Origin of the sequence: Kribbella sp. NBC_00382 (assembly GCF_036067295.1) — a bacterium.
GTDB lineage: Bacteria > Actinomycetota > Actinomycetes > Propionibacteriales > Kribbellaceae > Kribbella.
Map to the genome: position 1 here is coordinate 3709180 of NZ_CP107954.1, position 17418 is coordinate 3726597.

Sequence of the window (17418 nt, forward strand, 5' to 3'; positions counted from 1 at the left end):
AGTGATCTCAGGTCGCGAAGCGATGTCAATAACTGCAATCCAGTACAGCCACCCAGCGTGCGCCACGTAGCATCGTGCCGCGATTCGCGCCGGGGGTGGTGGCGGATCGCGACCGAAACTGTGGGTCCTGTCGAGGACTGGGGAGAAGCGAACCATGGCCGAGGAGCCGGGGCCCAAGCCCGGACATTTCCTGCCGCAGGGCGACCAGCCGGCGAGCACTTCGACGTACCGGCGCCCGCCTGTACCGGCGTACGGCGACCCGTCCGAGCCGCTCGCTCCGCCGACCCGGCCGCTGCTGACCGGTTCGCGACTCGGCCCGCCGCCGCCCGGTGATCGCGCTGCGGCCGCGTTCAAGGCCCGGTACCACCCGGACCCGATCGCCTTCGAGCCGAGGAAGCGCTCCAAGGCGCTGATCGCTGCCGTAGTCGGCGGTGCCCTGGTCCTCATCGCCGGTGGCGCCGTCGCTGCGACCATGGTGCTGTCCTGATGGTTGCCCAGGGGCTTTGCGGCCGTCGGTTGAGCGCCCTGCGACACTTTCGGTGCAGCGGCCAGCGGATCACCGACGGACTGAGGTAGATGGATGGCGGACGACGAGCGGGTGCCCGAGCCGGGGCATTTTCTGCCCAGCGGTGCTGAGTCAGACGCGACCGGTACTGCGGGCGAGATGACCCCGCTGACGCCCGCCGACACCGGCAACCGTCGGCCGCAAGGGCTGGGTGAGGCCCGGCCGGTCAGCATTTCGCACGACCCCGTCCGGAAGAAGGCGGCCCCGCTGCCGGACGACCCGGAGTACCAGGGCTTCTACAGCGGTCCGCCGGCCGCGCCCAGGCCGGGTGCGCCGACCGGGGCGCTGCAGGGGACTCGGCAGTTCGGCCGGGTGCGGTACGACGGGTGGAAGACGACGTCTCCGCGGACGGGCGTGCAGCAGTTCGCGACCCATTCGGCATACCGGAAGCCGGTACGCCAGTTCTCGCAGCGCTTCGTCGGGCTGATCTCCGCCCTGGCCCTGGTCATCGTGGCCGGCGGCACCATCGCGGCGTACGCCAAGATCGACAGCTTCGGCAACGAGGTCACCAACCCCCTCGCCGACCCATCCGTGAAGCCGTCCGAGGGCCCGCAATCGGTCGCCCCCAACCCGACCGTCACGGTGACGATCCCGCCGGTGCCGGATCTGGTGCGCTTGCAGAAGAACGAGCTCTACCAGGTCGGCAAGGTGCCCACCGTCAAGTGCGCGGTCCCGAAGGTCAAGCCGGACACCAAGGCCAACGTTCTGCGTTTCTACCAGGCGTTGCTGCCCTGCCTGCATGAAACCTGGGAGCCGTTGGTGCTGAAGGCGAACTATCCGTTCCGGCAGCCCAAGCTCGTGCTCGCCGGGAAGACCTCCGCGACGCCTTGTACCGGCGAGAGCACCAACTCGTTCTACTGCGGTGTCGACGAGACGATCACCATCAAGTGGGAGCAGGATCTCAAGGACTACAAGGCGCACCCCGAAGTGGTCGTGGTGATGATGGACACGCTGGCGCACGAGTACGGCCACCACGTGCAGCGCCTGACCGAGATGGTGGCTGCCGTCGCATCGCGCCGGGGCTTCGCCAAGACCAAGGCGGAGAACCTGGAGTGGAGCCGGCGCGAGGAGCTGCAGGCGACCTGCCTCGGCGCGGCCTTCCTCGGCGCGAACAAGAACACGCTCGGCCTGACCGGTCAGCGGCTGGACCTGTGGGAACGCCTCAAGAAGAACAGCGGCGACGAGTACAACCCGAAGAAGGTCCGCGACCACGGCTCGAAGAAGAGCCAGTGGCTGTGGGCCGGGCCGGCTTTCAAGACCATGAACCCCGCCTCCTGCAACACCTTCACCGCGCCTTCTGCGAAGGTCAGCTGAGCTGGTACTTGAAGCCCTCGTGGCTTTGGGTGAAGCCGAGGTTGAGGTAGAAGCGGTGGGCGTCGGTGCGGGCCTTGTCGGAGGTCAGTTGGAGGATGGCGCAGTCGCGGGCGCGGGCCTCTTCGATCGACCACTCCATCAACGTGGTGCCGAGGCCGGAGCCGCGGGCTGAGGAGGCGACGCGAACGGCTTCGACCAAGGCTCGGGTGGCGCCTTGGCGGCTCAGGCCCGGGACGATCGTCAACTGGAGCGTGCCGACCAGGTCGCCGTTGCGCTCGGCAACGACCAGGACCTGGTTCGGGTCGGCCTCGATCGCGGTGAAGGCGGCGGCGTACGGCGTCAGGTCGGCGGGGTTCTCCCGGGTGGCGCCGATCTCGTCATCGGCGAGCATCGCGACGATGCCGGGAACGTCGGTGGCGGTGGCACGGCGGATCACGACAGCGGTCATTTGCCTTATGCAATCACATTACTTTAGGTGAGGACCGTTTACTCCCCGTCGCGGCGGGCACGGGTGGGCAGACACCACTGCAACCCGCCCGTAGCCGGAGTCGCGCGGAGCGGGTGCGTGGCGGCGGTACGGGCCAGTCCGGAAGGAACGCCGATGTCAGCACTGGCCATCGACTTCACCCAACCCTTCGAAGATGCCTTCAGCAAGCTTCTCGGGTTCATCCCCAACCTGCTCGGCGGCATCGTCATCCTGGTGATCGGCTACTTCGTCGCCAAGGTGCTCGGCAAGCTGGTCGGGACCCTGCTCGGCAAGGTCGGCTTCGACCAATGGATGGAACGAGCCGGCGTGTCCGGCGTCCTGCAGCGGTCCGGCACGGGGCTGACCGCTTCCACGATGCTCGGCAAGGTCGTGTTCTGGTTCGTGTTCCTGATCAGCTTCACGATGTTCGCCTCCGCGCTCGGCGTACCGGAGATCTCGAACTTCATGTCCGACATGCTCGGCTACATCCCGCGGATCTTCGCCGCGATCGTGATCGTCTGCCTGGCGGCGCTGTTCGCGAACTTCCTCGCGATGGTGATCCGCGGCGCCACCGGCAACGAGACGCTCGCCAAGGTCGGCCGGTACGCCGTACTGGTCTACGCCGCGTTCGCCGCGCTGACCCAGCTGGGCATCGCCGTCCAGCTGACCGGCAACACGCTGCTCATCGTGCTCGGTGGTGCTGCGTTGGCGCTCGGTCTCGCTTTCGGCCTCGGGGGCCGCGAGATGGCCGGCGAAGCGCTGCGCACTGTGTTCGACCGCAGCACGATCAACCGCCCGGACGCTACTGCCGGCTCGAACGGCATGACCGGCTCGAACGGGACGGGCTCGAACGGACTGGGCTCGAACGGCAACGGCACCGTCGGCCAGGCGGGCTACCCGCAGGAGCCCGCTCACCACGGCGCTCCGCAGTCCAACGGCAACTGGCCGGGCAGCGACAACGGCTGGAGCACCGAACCGCCGCGGCACAGCTGACCGTAGTACCAGAACAGGTGGGTGTGATCGGATCGGATCACACCCACCTGTTGGTTCTAGTCCCGGAAGCTAGTCCTCGGACGTGTCCGAGCCGGTCGCGTCCGGTCCGGCCCGGCGGACGTCCTCCACCTTGGCCATGGCCTCGCGGAGGTCACCCAACCAGCTCTCGCTGTGCTGAGCGACAAGCTTCACGCACCAACCCAGCGCATCGCTGCGAGACCGTGCGACCCCGGCGTCGACCAACGTGTCGAGCACCTGCCGCTCCGGCTGCCGCAGCCGTGTCATCACCGGCGCGGAGAGCGAGGTGAAGACGGTCCGCGTCTCCCCGGCCCGCACACCCCAGGCAACCTTCCGCCGAGTCGCGTGCTCGAGCTCCCGCGCGATCTCGATCCGCTTCTCCCGGGTGTCCTCCCGGAACTGCTTGATCCGGCCTTCCTCCGCCGCCGACCGCTCGGCCGCACTGACCCCGTCACCCTGCTCAGGCGCCGCAATCTTCCCGACCACGAGAATCTCATCGCGATCGATGCTCACCTCAGGCTCACCCTCGAACCACCCCGCCGGAAGCCGACCCGTAAGCCAACCCCTGACGCGCTCACCCTCTGACTGTGTACTCATGTAATCATGATTACACCCAACACAAGCCCGGGGAAAGAGACGGGCGGTTCGGTCCAGTCACGGGGTCTGGGCCGAACCGCCTGTGGTCGCCTACGCGGCAGGGGATGTCGCGTAGGCGGATCTGAGGGTTAGGTGGGCTGCGGGGGCTGCGCCTGTGTGGTCTAGGCCCAGCAACGCCGCGCCGACGACGGGTGGGACGTCTACTACTCGGGCGATCGCCTTGGGGGCGGCTGCGGCTAGTAGGCGGACTACGGTTTCCATCAGTAGGGGGTGGCCGGCTGTTAGGACGCCGCCGCCTAGGACTACGTCGGTGGGTTCGTCCAGGAGGTCGAGGCGGCTCATGGCGACCACTGCCATGGAGACGACCTCTTCGGCCTGGTGCTGGACGATGGAGCGGGCGATCGGGTCGCCAGAGGCTGCTACCTGGAAGAGGAGAGGAGTCGCTTCCAGGCGGCGGGAGACGGGGATGTCGCCCAGGTGGAGGGCTTCGATGAGGGCTGGCATCGAGGAGACGCCGTAGTGGGCGGGGAGGGCAGTGGTCAGCGCGGTGGCTGGGCCTCGGCCGTCGTCGGCTCGTGCGGCGGACCAGAAGGCTTCGTCGGCTAGTTGCTGGCCGCCGCCCCAGTCGCCGGAGATCTTGCCGACCGCCGCGAAGCGCGCAGTACGGCCGTCAGGCAGGAGCCCGGCGCAGTTGATGCCGGCGCCGCAGACGACCGCTACGCCGCGCGGCTCGTCCACGCCCGCGCGCAGTAGGGCGAAGGTGTCGTTGGCGACGTGCACCGAGGTCGCCCAGCCGAAGGACTCGAAGGCCTCGGCCAGGCGCTCCTCCTCGATCGGCAGGTCCGCGTTCGCCAGGCACGCGGAGATCTGCTGGACCAGCGGTACTTCACCGACCGCCAGCCCGGCCTCCGCAGCCGCGGCGGCGACCAGCGGGGCCAGGCCCTCCACGGCGGCGTAAGCGCCGACTATGTGCGGCTCGAAGCCGCCGCCGCGCGCAGTACCGAGGACTGTGCCGTCCGCGGACACCAGCGCCACATCGGTCTTGCTATTGCCCGCGTCGAAGGCCAGTACGCCGCCAGGCACCAGCGGTCTCATCAGGCGAACCCCGTCAGTCATGGTCACGCCCACGGCAGGTACTCGCGGTTGTGCGCGAGCAACTTGTCGGTGAGCTGGTTGGCGTAGTCGATCTGCCCGATCAGCGGGTGCGCCAGCAGTGCGGTGAACACCCGGTCCGCACCACCCTTCAGAGCCGCTTCGAGAGCAAGATTCTCGTACGCCGTGACGTTGGCGACCAGCCCCGCGTACAACGGCTCAAGCGGTGAGATCGGCAACGGCGTAGTACCGGATGCCCCGACCGTCGCGGGCACCTCGATGACCGCGTCGTCGGGGAGGAACGGCAAAGCCCCGTTGTTCAACGTGTTGACCACCTGCACGTCACCAGTGTCGTTCAACAGCGACGACGCCAAAGCGACAGCGGCTTCCGAGTAGTAGGCGCCACCACGTTGCTCCAGCAGCGCGGGCTTCTCGTCCAGCGAAGGATCGGCGTACAGGTCGAGCAGTTCCTTCTCGATCGCCGCGACCTCCGACGCCCGCGACGGCTTCTCCAGCATCTCGCGGACGACCTCGTCATGTGCGTAGAAGTAGCGCAGGTAGTACGACGGTACGACGCCCAGCTGCAGCAGCAACTCAGCCGGCAGGTGGAGGTCGTCCGCCAACTCCGCCGAGTGCGACGCGAGCAGTTGCGGTAGGACATTGGCGCCGTTGACCCGCACACCCCGCTCCCAGGTCAGGTGGTTCAGCCCGACGTGGTCGAGCGCGACCTCCTCCGGCGTCACCCCCAGCATGCGAGCGAACCGCCGCTGGAACCCGATCGCCACGTTGCACAGCCCGACGGCCTTGTGACCCTCCGACAGCAGCGCCCGGGTGACGATCCCGACCGGGTTGGTGAAGTCGATGATCCACGCGTCAGGGTTCGTACGCCGTACCCGCTCAGCGATGTCCAGTACGACGGGAACCGTCCGCAGCGCCTTGGCCAGGCCGCCGGCGCCGGTCGTCTCCTGGCCGACGCAACCGCATTCGAGCGGCCACGTCTCGTCCTGGTTGCGAGCAGCCTGCCCACCGACGCGCAGCTGGAGCAGTACCGCGTCCGCGCCCTCGATCCCCTCGTCCAGGTTCGACGTGGTGGTGACGCGCCCCGGATGCCCTTGTTTCGCGAAGATCCGCTGCGCCAGCCCGCCGACCAGCTCGAGCCGGTCAGCGGCAGGGTCGACGAGGACCAGCTCGGAGACGGGCAGCGAGTCGCGCAGCCGGGCGAATCCGTCGATGAGTTCAGGCGTGTAGGTGGATCCGCCACCGACGACTGTGAGTTTCAACCTTTGACCCCTGTGAGTGTGACGCCTTCGATGAAGGCCTTTTGGGCGAAGAAGAACAGGATGATCACCGGCGCCATCACCAGCAGGGTCGCTGCCATCGTGAGGTTCCAGTTGGTGTGGTGGGCGCCCTTGAAGGATTCCAGGCCGTAGCTGAGCGTCCAGGCGGCCGGGTTCTCGGAGGCGTAGATCTGCGGGCCGAAGTAGTCGTTCCAGCAGTAGAAGAACTGGAACAGCGCGACCGCCGCGATGGCCGGCTTGGCCATCGGCAGGATGACCCGGACCAGCGCCCGGAAGTCACCGCAGCCGTCGACCTTCGCCGCATCCACGTACTCCTTGGGGATGGTCAGCAGGAACTGCCGCAGCAGGAAGATCGAGAACGCGTCGGTGAACGCCAGCGGGATGATCAGCGGCCACAGCGTCCCGGACAGGTGCAGTTGCTTGGCCCAGAACAGGTACATCGGCACGATCACGACCTGCGGCGGCAGCATCATGGTCGAGATGACCAGCATCATCGCCAGGTTGCGGCCGCGGAACTTGAAGCGGGCCAGGGCGTACGCGACCGGGATGCTCGACACCAAGGTGAGCACTGTGCCGAGTACGGCGTACACGAGGGTGTTCTTCCACCAGGTCAGGAATCCTGGCGTCTCCCAGACCGTGCGCAGGTTCTCCCAGTGCCAGCTGTCCGGCCACAGGTCGCGGGTCAGCGCCTGCTGGTCGCTCATCAGCGCGGTCAGGAAGACGAACACGAACGGCAGCACGAAGAACAGCGCCGCCGCGATCGCCAGCGTGTGCACGGCGACCCAGTTCAGGAACCTCGTACGCCGGGCCTCGCGGCCGGCCGTCGTCAGCCCAGGGGTAGCAGCCGGGGAGTCAACCCGGGATGTCGTCAAGGTACTCATGCAGGCCTCCTAGTCGTCCGTGGCCAGGAAGCCACTGCCGCGGCGCATCAGGAACGCCGTGAACACCATCGCCAGCGCGAACAGCACCAGCGCGATCACCGAGGCTCCACCGGTGTCGAACCGCTGGAAGCCGAGGTTGTAGACCAGTTGCGGCAGGGTCAGCGTCGACTTCTCCGGATAGCCCGGCTCGAACTGTTGCCCTGAGCCACCGATCACCCCGCTCGCGACCTTCCCGGCGATCAGTGGCTGGGTGTAGTACTGCATGGTCTGGATCACGCCGGTGATGACCGCGAACAGCACGATCGGCTGGATGTTCGGCAGCGTGACGTGGCGGAACCGCTTCCACGCCCCGGCGCCGTCCAGCGAGGCCGCCTCGTACTGCTCCATCGGCACGTCGAGCAGCGAGGCCATGAAGATGACCATCAGGTCCCCGATGCCCCAGATCGCCAGCAAAGTAAGGGCTGGTTTGGACCAGGACGGATCGTTGAACCAGCCCGGCTGCGGCAACCCGATCTTGCCGAGGATGTTGTTGACCGGCCCGGTGCCGGGGTTGAGCAGGAACGCGAACGCCATCGTCGCGGCCACCGGCGGGGCCAGGTACGGCAGGTAGAACAGGGTCCGGAAGATGCCGGCGCCGGTCTTCACCTTGGTGATCAGCAGGCCGATGCCGAGCCCGAAGATCACCCGCAGGGTGACCATCACGATCACCAGCCACAGTGTGTTGCGCAGGGCCGGCCAGAAGAACGGGTAGTCGGTGAAGACGTACTTCCAGTTCTTCAGGCCGGTCCAGACCGGCGGGGTGAAGCCGTCGTACTTCATGAAGCTGAAGTAGACGGTCGAGATCAGCGGGTACAGGAAGAAGACGCTGACCCCGATCAGCCACGGGGAGAGGAAGGCGAGGTTGCGCAGCCGCTCGCGCCGCCGCTTGTGTCTGAGGCCTACCGAGATGGTCGCCATCATTTGGCCTGCGCGATGTCCTTGTTGATCTGGGCGTCGGTCTTCGCCAGACCGGCGGCCAGATCGGTCTGCTTGCCGGCCTCGAAGGCGTAGCCGAAGTCCTGCAGGGTGAGCTGGTAGGCGCCGCCGTTCGGGCTGGCCGGCGTGGTGCTGCTCTTCGGGTGCTGGGCGATCTCCAGGAAGACCTTGAAGTTGTCGTCCGCGACCAGCTTGTCCGACTTGAGCGCGTCCAGCGTGGACGGCACGTTGTGGATCGCGTTGGCGAAGCTGACCACGGCGTCGGTGTCGGTGGTCATGAACTTGACCAGCTCCCAGGCGGCGTTCTGCTTCTCGCTGGTGTTCGCGATCCCGATGATGGTGCCGGACAGGTAGCCCTTGCCGTAGCTGTCGGCCTGGTCGTCCGGTACCGGGAACGGCGCGACGCCGATGTCGAACTTGGCGCCGGCCTCCTTGGCCATCCCGAGCCGCCACTCACCGTCGATCGACATCGCGACCTGGCCGGTGTGGAAGGGGTTCTTGGCGCCGAACTCGTCACCGAAGGTGGCCCGGTACTTCTCCAGCTTGGCGAAGCCGCCGAGCTCCTTGACCAGGTTCGACTGCCAGGTCAGCATCTTGCCGAACGCCGGGTCGGCGGCCAGGTTCGACTTGCCGTCGGCGGTGAAGTACGTCGGGTTCCACTGCGCGGCGAAGTGTGTGGTGGTCGACTCGAAGCCGTGGAAGTTCGGCATGAAGCCGAGCTGGGAGAAGGAGTCGCCCTTCGCCTTGGTCAGCTTCTTCGCGTCGGCGTCGAACTCGGACAGCGTCTTCGGCGGGCCGGCGATCCCGGCCGCCTTGAACGCGTCCTTGTTGTAGTACAGGCCGTACGCGTCGTTGAGCAGCGGCAGCGTGCAGCGCTTGCCCTCGAACTGGGTGTAGTCCTGCAGCGGCTTCGGGAAGGTCTTGTCCAGGTCGACGCCGGACTTGTCCAGGAACGGCTTCAGGTCCGCGAACACGTTCGAGGCGCAGAAGGTGCCGACGTTGTCGGTGGTGAACGAGGAGACCACGTCCGGCGAGTTCGGGCCACCCGCGCGCAGCGCCTGCTTGATCTTGTCGTCGTTGATGTTGCCGACGACCTTCACGTGGATGTTCGGGTGGGCGGTCTCGAACGCCTTCACGTTGGCGGCGATCGCGGCCACCTCGCTGGGTGCGCTCCAGCCGTGCCAGAAGGTGATCGTGGTGTCCTTGGTGGCGTCGTCGCTCGCCTTGGGGGCGCTCGACGTACCGGTGCACGCGGTACCGAGCAGCGCGATCGCCGCCGCGGCGATCACTGCTTTGTGGACTCGACGCATTTTCCGTTTCTCCTGATCCTGGGTGGAGCCGGCCTGCATTTTGGGTGTACGGATCCACCGGGCCAGGTGTGTTCCCGGTCCGGGGATGTGTGTGGCGGTGGGTCTCGGCGCTAGTCGGCACTGCCTCCGGTCGTCGTGCCGGCAGTGTCGAAGACAGCGTCGCGGGTGTAGCTGAGGGCAGATTGAAGGGCGCCGGAGAGCACCGGGTCGGTATGGATGGCGGTCATCAGCAGCCGCGGTCGCGGTACTGCGAGCTCGGCCAGTTCGTCCTGGATCAGGCCGCGCAGCCGCTCGCCGCCCGCGGTGATGACGCCACCCGCGAGGACGATCAGCTCGGGGTCGACGACGGAGACGATCGCGGCCAGACCGACTGCGAGCCGATGGGCGAACTCGTTGAGGACGATGTCGCCGGCGCCGGGTGTCTGCAGGGCGGCGGTGATCGCGGCTTCCGGAGTACGGGCCTTGAGGCCGTTGGCGCGGGCCAACTCGAGGACGGGTTCGCCACCGGCGAGTTCCTGGAAGCCGCCGGCGTTGTTGCGGCCGACGTTGCGGACCAGCGGCGTACCGGGCAGGGGCATGAAGGCGACCTCACCGGCACCGCCGGTCGCGCCGCGGACGAGGTGGCCCCCGATCACTATCGCGGCGCCGATGCCCTCGTCGCCCCAGAGCATGATGAAGTTGTCGCTGCTGTTCGCGTGGCCGACCTGCTGCTCGGCGACCGCGGCGAGGTTGACGTCGTTCTCGACCTCTAGCGGTACTGCGATGGCCGCGGCCAACTCGTCGAGCAGGTGCGGCGCGTGCCAGCCGGGAAGGTGGGTCGCGTACCGGAGTCGGCCGGTCGTCGGGTCGAAACCACCGGGTGTGCCGATCGAGACGCGGTGCAAGCGGTCACGGGTCAGCCCCGCCTCGCCGAGAGCGCCGTCGATGGTCTTGACCACCCGCTCGACCGTGCCCTTGGCGCTGCGGCCCGGGGTGGGCAGCTCGAAGCGGCCGACCACCTTGCCGGTCAGGTCGGCGACGGCGGAGCGGATCCGGGTCGGGGTGACGTCCAGACCGGCCACATAGGCGATGCCGCCGTTGATCTCGTACAGCTGGGCGTTCGGGCCGGGGCGGCCTGCGCTGGTGCCGCTGGCCCGTACCAGGCCGGCGCTTTCCAGTCGGGCGAGCAGCTGGGACGCGGTCGGCTTGGACAGCCCGGTGAGGTTGCCGAGCGTGGTGCGTGACAGCGGGCCCTGCGCGAGCAGCAGGTCGAGGGCGGCGCGGTCGTTCATCGCGCGGAGCAGGCGGGGAGTACCGGGTGTGCTGGCCATGTGCTAACCCTGCCCTTCCTTCGCTCTCGCGTCTTCGAACCACGCTGCGGATCGTGCAACTGGATCAACTGTTAGGAAAGTTTCCTATTACCGCGAGACCGTACGGGGGAGTCACCGTAGGTGTCAATCGATCAGCGCGTTCGGCTTCCGCCCGCCTCAAGTTAGGGTGGGCTTACTTGTCGGGGCAGTGAGGCTGGGGAAGGGCTTTCCGTGGAGTTCACAGCAGGGAGCGTGCTGCGCCGGGCGGTACGCCGGCACCGCGCGCGGCTGACCGTCGGGGTGCTCGTCCTGTCGTTGCACCAGGCCACCGAGGCGGCGGTGCCAGTGGTGATCGGCATCTTCGTCGACCGGGCCGTCTCGACCGGGCGGCTGACGCCTTTGCTGTGGTGTGTGCTGATGATCTTCGCGCTGTTCGTGGTGCTGTCGACCGCTTGGAAGACCGGTGCCCGCCAGGTGGTCCGCGCCATCGAGTACGAGACGCACCAGCTGCGCCTGGAGATCTCCCGCCGGGTGCTCGATCCGCGGGGACACCAGACCGGTCTGCGGTCGGGTGAACTCCTGCTGATCGCCACTTCCGATGCAGAGCGGGCAGCACTGGTACTACGTGCCGTCTCGCTGGGCTTTGCTGGCAGCACAGCGCTTGCGGTGTCATCGGTGGCCTTGCTGCTGATCGACGTGCCGCTGGGGCTCGGCGTGATGATCGGCGTTCCCCTGCTAGTGCTGGGGATTCAGGCGCTGTCGCCACTGCTGACACGTCGTACCTCGTCGCAGCAGGAGGCTGTGGCGAGTACTACCGCCCTCGCTACCGACCTTGTCGGGGGCCTGCGCACACTGCGGGGTATCGGTGCGCAGCACAACGCTGCCGAGCGGTACCGACGATCCAGTCAGGCGACGTTGAAGGCGACACTTCGCGCCGCGTCCACCAATGGACTGCAGGACGGTGTGACGACTGCACTGAGCGGCCTGCTGCTGGCTGCGGTGGCAGGTGTGGCCGGATGGTTCGCACTGAACGGACGGATCAGCATCGGTGAGTTGATCACGGTGGTCGGCCTGGCCCAGTTCGCCGCCGAGCCTGTGGGGCTACTCGGCTACAGCGGGCAGGTCCTGGCCATGGCCCGCGCCTCCGCCGGGCGCTTGGCATCTGTCCTCGGCTCGCCGCCGGAGATCACCACCGGCACCTCCACCGCCGTAGACCCCGCTAAGCCGCTGCTGTCGTTGGAAGCTGTTGGCTACAAGACCCTGTCCTCGCTGGACCTCGCTCTGCAGCCCGGTGAGCTTGTAGGCGTTCTCTGCTACGACCCACGCGACGCCGACGCTCTGCTGACCGTCGTGGCCGGTCGTGCTGCCTCGCATGAAGGCCGGGTGCTGGTCGGCGGTACTGAGGTCGAGGAGCTGGACATTGACCTGGTGCGCCGGTCTGTGCTGGTCGAGCAGCATGACACCGACCTGTTCGAGGGGACGCTACGGACCAACCTGCTGGCTGGGTCTGGAGACGCCTCTCAGCTGGACCGCGTAGTGGTAGCTGCTGCCGCCACTGATGTGATCGAGGCGCATCCGTTGGGCCTCGAACATCCATTGGCTGACCGGGGTCGCACGCTGTCGGGCGGTCAACGCCAACGACTCGGCCTGGCCCGGGCCTTGCTGGCCGAGCCGCCAGTACTGGTGCTGCACGACCCCAGTACCGCGGTGGACGCCGCCACCGAGGAGCTACTGGCCGAGGGCCTTGCCGAGGTCCGTGGGGCGCCCGGGCTCGCGACTCTCGTGCTGACGAGCAGCCCGGCCCTGCTGGGCAAGATGCACCGAGTACTGGTGCTGTCGGACGGGGTGCTGGTGGCCGAGGGGCTGCACGCGGAGTTGGCCGAGACGGACTCGGCGTACCAGGAAGCGGTGCTGCGATGAGTGCGTCCGAGCTGCTGCCGATCAGTGGGCCGCGGGCTACGTGGAGTGTGCTGTGGCAGGAGATTCGTCGACTGCGGGGGATGTCGCTGCTGGCTGCTGTGGTGGTGACCGTGGGGAGTGCGGCGGGCCTGGTCGCGCCCTGGGCACTTGGCGTGCTGATTGACGACGTCTCCGTCGATGATGCGCACGGGTCGGCCGTAGTGCGCGTGGTTGTGCTGATTGGTGGGGCGGCGCTGATCTCTGGTCTGCTGACCGCGCTTGGCGTGACGCTGATCGCGCGGGTCGGCGAGACCGTGCTCGCGCGGATCCGTGAGCAGGTGCTGGATCGCGTACTGCACCTGCCGGCGCCGGTGCTCGACAAGATCCGCACCGGCGACTTGTTGTCGCGGGTCGGTGATGATGTCGCCGCGGTGGCGGCCGCGTTGACCGAGGTCGGGCCGGTACTGCTGTCGGCCTCGCTGACGGTCCTGCTGACCGCGGTCGGGATGTTCGCGCTGGACTGGCGACTCGGCCTGGCCGGGTTGCTCGCCTTGCCGATGTACCTGCTCGCACTGCGGTGGTACCTGCCTCGCTCGGCGCCCTTCTACCGCAAGGAACGGCTTGCGATGGGTGAGCGGTCCGAGGCGATCATCACCTCGCTGCGGGGCAGCGCGACGGTCCGGGCGTACCAGCTCGAGGAGACGCAACTGGAGCGGATCGCGGACAAGTCGGCGACCGCGCGGGACCTGTCGCTGAACGTCTTCAAGCTGTTCAGCTTCTTCTCGTCGCGGATCAACCATGCCGAGTTCGTGGGCCTCACCTCGATCCTGGTCGCCGGCTTCTTCCTGGTCCGCGCGGATGCGGTGACGGTCGGCGCGACGACGGCGGCAGCGTTGTACTTCCACCGGTTGTTCAACCCGATCGGCTCGCTGTTGATGCAGTTCGACGAGGTCCAGACGGCCGCGGCCGGGTTGGCGCGGCTGGCCGGAGTACTGACGCTGGAGGCCGCGGTTGAGCCGCCTGCCGGGCCTGCTCCTGCCGATGCGTCGGTGGAGCTGGAGGGCATCGGACACTCGTACGGTGGGCCGCTGGTACTCGATGGGGTGTCATTGCGGCTCGAGCCTGGGGAGCGCGTTGCGCTGGTCGGGGCGAGCGGCGCTGGGAAGACGACCTTGGCGGCCATCGCGGCCGGGGTGCTGATGCCCACTGCTGGGACCGTGCGGCTAGGTGGGGTGGACATCAAGGCGCTGGGCGAGGCTCGTACGCAGCGGCAGGTCGCCCTGTTGAGCCAGGAGGTCCACGTGTTCTCCGGGCCTCTGCTGGAGGACATTCGGCTTGCCAAGGCCTCGGCGACTGTTGAAGAGGTGGAGGCGGCGCTGGAGCGCGTCGGTGCGCTGGCCTGGGTGCGGGCGCTGCCGGATGGGCTGGAGTGTCAGGTGGGTGAGAACGCGCATCAGTTGACGGGTGCGCAGGCGCAGCAGGTCGCACTGGCACGGCTGGTGCTGGCGGACCCGGCGGTCGCAGTACTGGATGAGGCGACGGCTGAGGCGGGTAGTGCCGGGGCCCGGGAGCTGGAGCGGGCTAGTGCGGCGGCTACTGAGGGGCGTACGACGCTGGTGGTGGCTCACCGGCTTACGCAGGCGCAGCAGGCCGATCGGATCGTCGTACTGGACCACGGGCGGGTGATGGAGTCAGGCACGCACGACGAGCTGCTGGCTGCAGGCGGTCGCTACAGCCAGCTCTGGCACAGCTGGACTGGTACAGGGACTTCTAGGGAAGGCGCCAGTCGATAGGGGTGCCGCCCTGCTGCACCAGTAGCTCGTTGACGCGGCTGAACGGCTTGGAGCCGAAGAAGCCGCGGTCAGCGGACATGGGGCTCGGGTGGGCGCTCTCGATGTACGGCGTACTGCCGAGCATCGGCTTGAGCGTCTGCGCGTCACGGCCCCACAGGATCGCCACCAGCGGGCCGCCACGCTTCACGAGGGCGTGGATGGCCTGCTCGGTGACAGCCTCCCAGCCCTTGCCCTTGTGCGAGGCGGACTTGCCTGGCTGCACAGTGAGCACTCTGTTGAGCATCAGCACGCCCTGCTCGGCCCACGGCGTCAGGTCGCCGTTGCTGGGAGCCGGTACGCCGACGTCGGACATCAGCTCGCGGTAGATGTTCTGCAGGCTGCGCGGGATCGGGCGCACGTCCGGCGCTACCGAGAAGCTCAGCCCGACCGGATGCCCGGGCGTCGGGTACGGATCCTGGCCGACGACCAGCACCTTCACGTCGTTCAGCGGCTGGCGGAAGGCGCGCAACACGTTCTCGCCGGCGGGCAGATAGGGCCGCCCGGCTGCGATCTCACCGCGCAGGAACTCGCCCATCCGCGACACGGTCTCCTCGACCGGAGCCAACGCCTCGGCCCAGTCGGCCGCCACCAGATCGTTCAATGCCTTGGGACTCACCCGGACATGATGTCACCCAGTGTTCGCGTGTCGGTCAGGCCGTTGGCCGAACACTCCCGGTAAAAATATCCCCGGCCCCGCAAAAGGTATGAGCTCTTGCGGGGCCTTTGCGTTCCCTCAGCTGGTTTGCCAGCCGAAGTTCAGCGAGTGGCTGGTCGGGTTGTGGCGGTTGTAGAAGCGATGCGCGTCGGTGCGAGCCGTTCCCGAGTCGAGTTCTAGGTGGGTGGCGCCGTTCTCCTTGGCCCACTTGCGAGCAGCCGCCAGGAGAGCCGCCCCGATGCCACTCGAGCGCTGATCCGGATCCACGGCCAGGTCCTCCACCCAGCACCGCTGCCCGAATCGGACCGACTCCAGGTCGAGGTACGTCGTACCGAAGCCGACGATCGTTTCGCCGTCCACCGCCACCAGTACTCCGCTGCGCGGCCCGGCGATGGCACGCTCCAGCCGCTCGGCCGCGACGACGGGATGCCAGTCGGCCGGCTTCGTACCGGGTGGTGCGAAGAGCCAGGCATAGGCGTCGACCAGTTCCGGGATGTCGGCGGTGGTAGCTGCGCGAACGGTGCTCATGTCATCGACCCTAGAGAGCTGGTTGACTGCGGCGACAGATCCAATCCGGCGCCGTTCCACCAGTCCACTCAGGCCTTGTTGGCGAGGCGCTCCACGGCCTTGGCGTACTGCTTGGCGACCTGCAGTTGGGCGGCTCGGCTGACGGGTCCGCCAAGTCGGGTGTACCAGCTGCCGGGGCGGCTGTAGGCGAGGATCGTGTAGTAGATGCCGTCTGGCTCGCGGGTGACGACCAAGGACTCCTCGCCTGATTCCGGATGCCCCTGCAGCGTGCCGTAGGCGAAGCCGGTGCGGTCTGGCTCGTCTACGACCCAGACGACTCGGCAGGGGATCGGTAGGCCGACCGGGCCGACCCCTAGACGGCCTAGTGAGTTCGTACCGATCACCAGCGGAGTGTCCGTGGCCACGACGTGGATGCCGGCCGCGGCGTGGGCCCTCCAGGTCATCACGGCTTCACCCGCGCGACGGAACACCTCGTCGCCGGTGCCGATCCGGTGCCGGTACTCCAGGCGGTGGTAGCCGGGTGGCGTTTCGGCGTACTGGGTGGAACCGACCACGTCGTAGCTGAACCGCTTGTCACGCAGGTCGTCGAGTTTCATCCCACTCCTTCAGCCGGCGCCAGGCCAGCAGTCCGGTGATCACTCAGGTGCTCTTCAGACCGCTGGTCTTGTCTTCCTTGAGGGCCTGGAAGAGCGCCGTCGCCTTCTTGTTGTCCCACTTCACGGCCGAGCCGTTCGGGGTGCTGAGGTTGGTGTCGGAGACCGGCACGGTGAGCGTGACGCCGCTACCGCCGGCCGCCACCGCCTTCATCCCGCGGGCGAACTTGAAGAGGGTGAGCGGGCCCATGTCCTGGTCGATCGAGAGCGCCTCGGCGCCTGCCGTGCTGAGCTTGTAGAACTTGAACGGGTTCAGGAAGGTGCCCGGCCCGACGGCCTTGTCGGCGATCGCGCCGATCATCTCGCGCTGCCGCTCGACCCGGCCGAGGTCGCCCTTCGGGTCGAAGTGCCGGGCCCGGACGTAGCCGAGCGCGGTCGGCCCGTTGAGGTCCTGGCAGCCCTTCGGCAGGTCGATGTGCGCGTCCTTGTCTTTGATTGCCTTAGGCAAGCACATGTTGATCCCGCCGACCGCGTCGACGATCGAGGCGAAGCCGCCGAAGCCGATCTCGACGTAGTGGTCGACGCGCAGCCCGGTGACGCCCTCCACGGTCTTGATCAGCAGCTGCGGGCCGCCGAACGCGAACGCGGCGTTGATCTTGTTCTTGCCGTGGCCCGGGATCGGCACGTAGCTGTCCCGCGGCAGGCTGATCAGCGCGGTCGGGCCGGACTCCGGCACGTGCAGCAGCATGATCGAGTCGGTCCGCTGACCGGACGCCTTGCCGGTGTGCAGCTTGGCCCGCTCGGCCCGGGACAGACCCGCCCGGCTGTCGGACCCGACCAGCAGGTACGTCGTACCAGGGGTGTCGGCCGGGCGCTCGCCGGACGGCATCGCGTCGACCTTGTTGATCTTGCCCCAGGCGAGCATCGGGATGCAGATCAGGCTCAGCACGAACAGCAGGACGATCAGTCCGATGATCCGGGCGAACCAGTTGCGCCGCTTCTTGGGTCGCGCCGGCGGCCTGTTCGCGTACCGCGGGTCGATGGACTGGGATTGGCTCATGGCACGACGCTATCGGGATCGGGGGCTGTCGTGCGTCAGTCGCGAGAAGGGTC

General features: G+C 67.7%; 17 protein-coding genes. 5 read left to right on the top strand and 12 right to left on the bottom strand.

What is annotated here, in order from left to right; genetic code table 11:
* Positions 1 to 154: 154 nt before the first annotated feature.
* Together OHA70_RS18195 and OHA70_RS18200 are read left to right on the top strand one after the other, a co-directional pair.
* A complete protein-coding gene (locus OHA70_RS18195) occupies positions 155 to 487 on the top strand; it encodes a hypothetical protein (protein WP_328334072.1) in 333 nt (110 codons plus the stop codon).
* A 93-nt stretch (positions 488 to 580) separates the two neighbouring features.
* Positions 581 to 1879, top strand: coding sequence for a neutral zinc metallopeptidase (locus tag OHA70_RS18200; RefSeq protein WP_328334074.1), 1299 nt, complete (start codon positions 581 to 583; stop codon positions 1877 to 1879).
* Here OHA70_RS18200 and OHA70_RS18205 read toward each other — a convergent pair.
* On the bottom strand, positions 1872 to 2327 hold the full coding sequence (locus OHA70_RS18205) for a GNAT family N-acetyltransferase (protein WP_328334076.1): 456 nt from the start codon (positions 2325 to 2327) through the stop codon (positions 1872 to 1874). The two genes, OHA70_RS18200 and OHA70_RS18205, sit on opposite strands and share 8 nt — an antisense overlap.
* Positions 2328 to 2480: 153 nt before the next feature.
* Between OHA70_RS18205 and OHA70_RS18210 the strand changes: the two genes are divergently transcribed.
* Positions 2481 to 3338 (top strand): mechanosensitive ion channel family protein, encoded by an 858-nt coding sequence (locus OHA70_RS18210; RefSeq protein WP_328334078.1) that lies wholly within the window; start codon positions 2481 to 2483, stop codon positions 3336 to 3338.
* A gap of 69 nt (positions 3339 to 3407) precedes the next feature.
* On the opposite strand, the gene OHA70_RS18215 is transcribed toward OHA70_RS18210, so the two are convergent.
* The 7 genes from OHA70_RS18215 to OHA70_RS18245 all read right to left on the bottom strand — a co-directional run bounded on the left by OHA70_RS18215 (position 3408) and on the right by OHA70_RS18245 (position 10819).
* Positions 3408 to 3869, bottom strand: a complete 462-nt coding sequence (locus OHA70_RS18215) for a hypothetical protein (RefSeq protein WP_328334080.1) — start codon at positions 3867 to 3869, stop codon at positions 3408 to 3410.
* A gap of 174 nt (positions 3870 to 4043) precedes the next feature.
* On the bottom strand, positions 4044 to 5048 hold the full coding sequence (locus OHA70_RS18220; RefSeq protein WP_328334082.1) for an N-acetylglucosamine kinase: 1005 nt from the start codon (positions 5046 to 5048) through the stop codon (positions 4044 to 4046).
* Between the two features lie 23 nt (positions 5049 to 5071).
* On the bottom strand, positions 5072 to 6325 hold the full coding sequence (locus OHA70_RS18225; protein ID WP_328334084.1) for a 6-phospho-beta-glucosidase: 1254 nt from the start codon (positions 6323 to 6325) through the stop codon (positions 5072 to 5074).
* The gene (locus OHA70_RS18230) at positions 6322 to 7224 is read right to left on the bottom strand and encodes a carbohydrate ABC transporter permease (protein ID WP_328334086.1); all 903 of its coding nucleotides are present in this window, start codon (positions 7222 to 7224) and stop codon (positions 6322 to 6324) included. Before OHA70_RS18230 ends, OHA70_RS18225 begins: the two co-directional genes overlap by 4 nt.
* 9 nt (positions 7225 to 7233) lie before the next feature.
* Positions 7234 to 8184, bottom strand: a complete 951-nt coding sequence (locus OHA70_RS18235) for a carbohydrate ABC transporter permease (protein ID WP_328334088.1) — start codon at positions 8182 to 8184, stop codon at positions 7234 to 7236.
* Complete coding sequence (locus OHA70_RS18240; protein WP_328334090.1) at positions 8181 to 9509, bottom strand: ABC transporter substrate-binding protein; 1329 nt, start codon at positions 9507 to 9509, stop codon at positions 8181 to 8183. Before OHA70_RS18240 ends, OHA70_RS18235 begins: the two co-directional genes overlap by 4 nt.
* A gap of 110 nt (positions 9510 to 9619) precedes the next feature.
* A complete protein-coding gene (locus OHA70_RS18245; RefSeq protein ID WP_328334092.1) occupies positions 9620 to 10819 on the bottom strand; it encodes an ROK family transcriptional regulator in 1200 nt (399 codons plus the stop codon).
* Positions 10820 to 11029: 210 nt separating this feature from the next.
* Between OHA70_RS18245 and OHA70_RS18250 the strand changes: the two genes are divergently transcribed.
* Positions 11030 to 12718: an ABC transporter ATP-binding protein gene (locus OHA70_RS18250; RefSeq protein ID WP_328334094.1), complete on the top strand. Its 1689-nt coding sequence runs from the start codon at positions 11030 to 11032 to the stop codon at positions 12716 to 12718.
* Positions 12715 to 14490, top strand: a complete 1776-nt coding sequence (locus OHA70_RS18255) for an ABC transporter ATP-binding protein (protein ID WP_328334096.1) — start codon at positions 12715 to 12717, stop codon at positions 14488 to 14490. The genes OHA70_RS18250 and OHA70_RS18255 overlap by 4 nt, the downstream gene beginning before the upstream one ends.
* On the opposite strand, the gene OHA70_RS18260 is transcribed toward OHA70_RS18255, so the two are convergent.
* The 4 genes from OHA70_RS18260 to OHA70_RS18275 all read right to left on the bottom strand — a co-directional run bounded on the left by OHA70_RS18260 (position 14468) and on the right by OHA70_RS18275 (position 17365).
* The gene (locus OHA70_RS18260; protein ID WP_328334098.1) at positions 14468 to 15145 is read right to left on the bottom strand and encodes a uracil-DNA glycosylase; all 678 of its coding nucleotides are present in this window, start codon (positions 15143 to 15145) and stop codon (positions 14468 to 14470) included. The two genes, OHA70_RS18255 and OHA70_RS18260, sit on opposite strands and share 23 nt — an antisense overlap.
* A gap of 117 nt (positions 15146 to 15262) precedes the next feature.
* Positions 15263 to 15712 carry a GNAT family N-acetyltransferase gene (locus OHA70_RS18265; protein ID WP_328334100.1) on the bottom strand — a complete coding sequence of 150 codons (450 nt, stop codon included), beginning with the start codon at positions 15710 to 15712 and terminating at the stop codon, positions 15263 to 15265.
* A 68-nt stretch (positions 15713 to 15780) separates the two neighbouring features.
* Entirely contained in the window at positions 15781 to 16308 is a 528-nt protein-coding gene (locus OHA70_RS18270) for a DUF1990 family protein (protein ID WP_328334102.1), read from the bottom strand.
* A 43-nt stretch (positions 16309 to 16351) separates the two neighbouring features.
* Positions 16352 to 17365, bottom strand: a complete 1014-nt coding sequence (locus tag OHA70_RS18275; protein WP_328334104.1) for an LCP family protein — start codon at positions 17363 to 17365, stop codon at positions 16352 to 16354.
* Between the last annotated feature and the right edge of the window lie 53 nt (positions 17366 to 17418).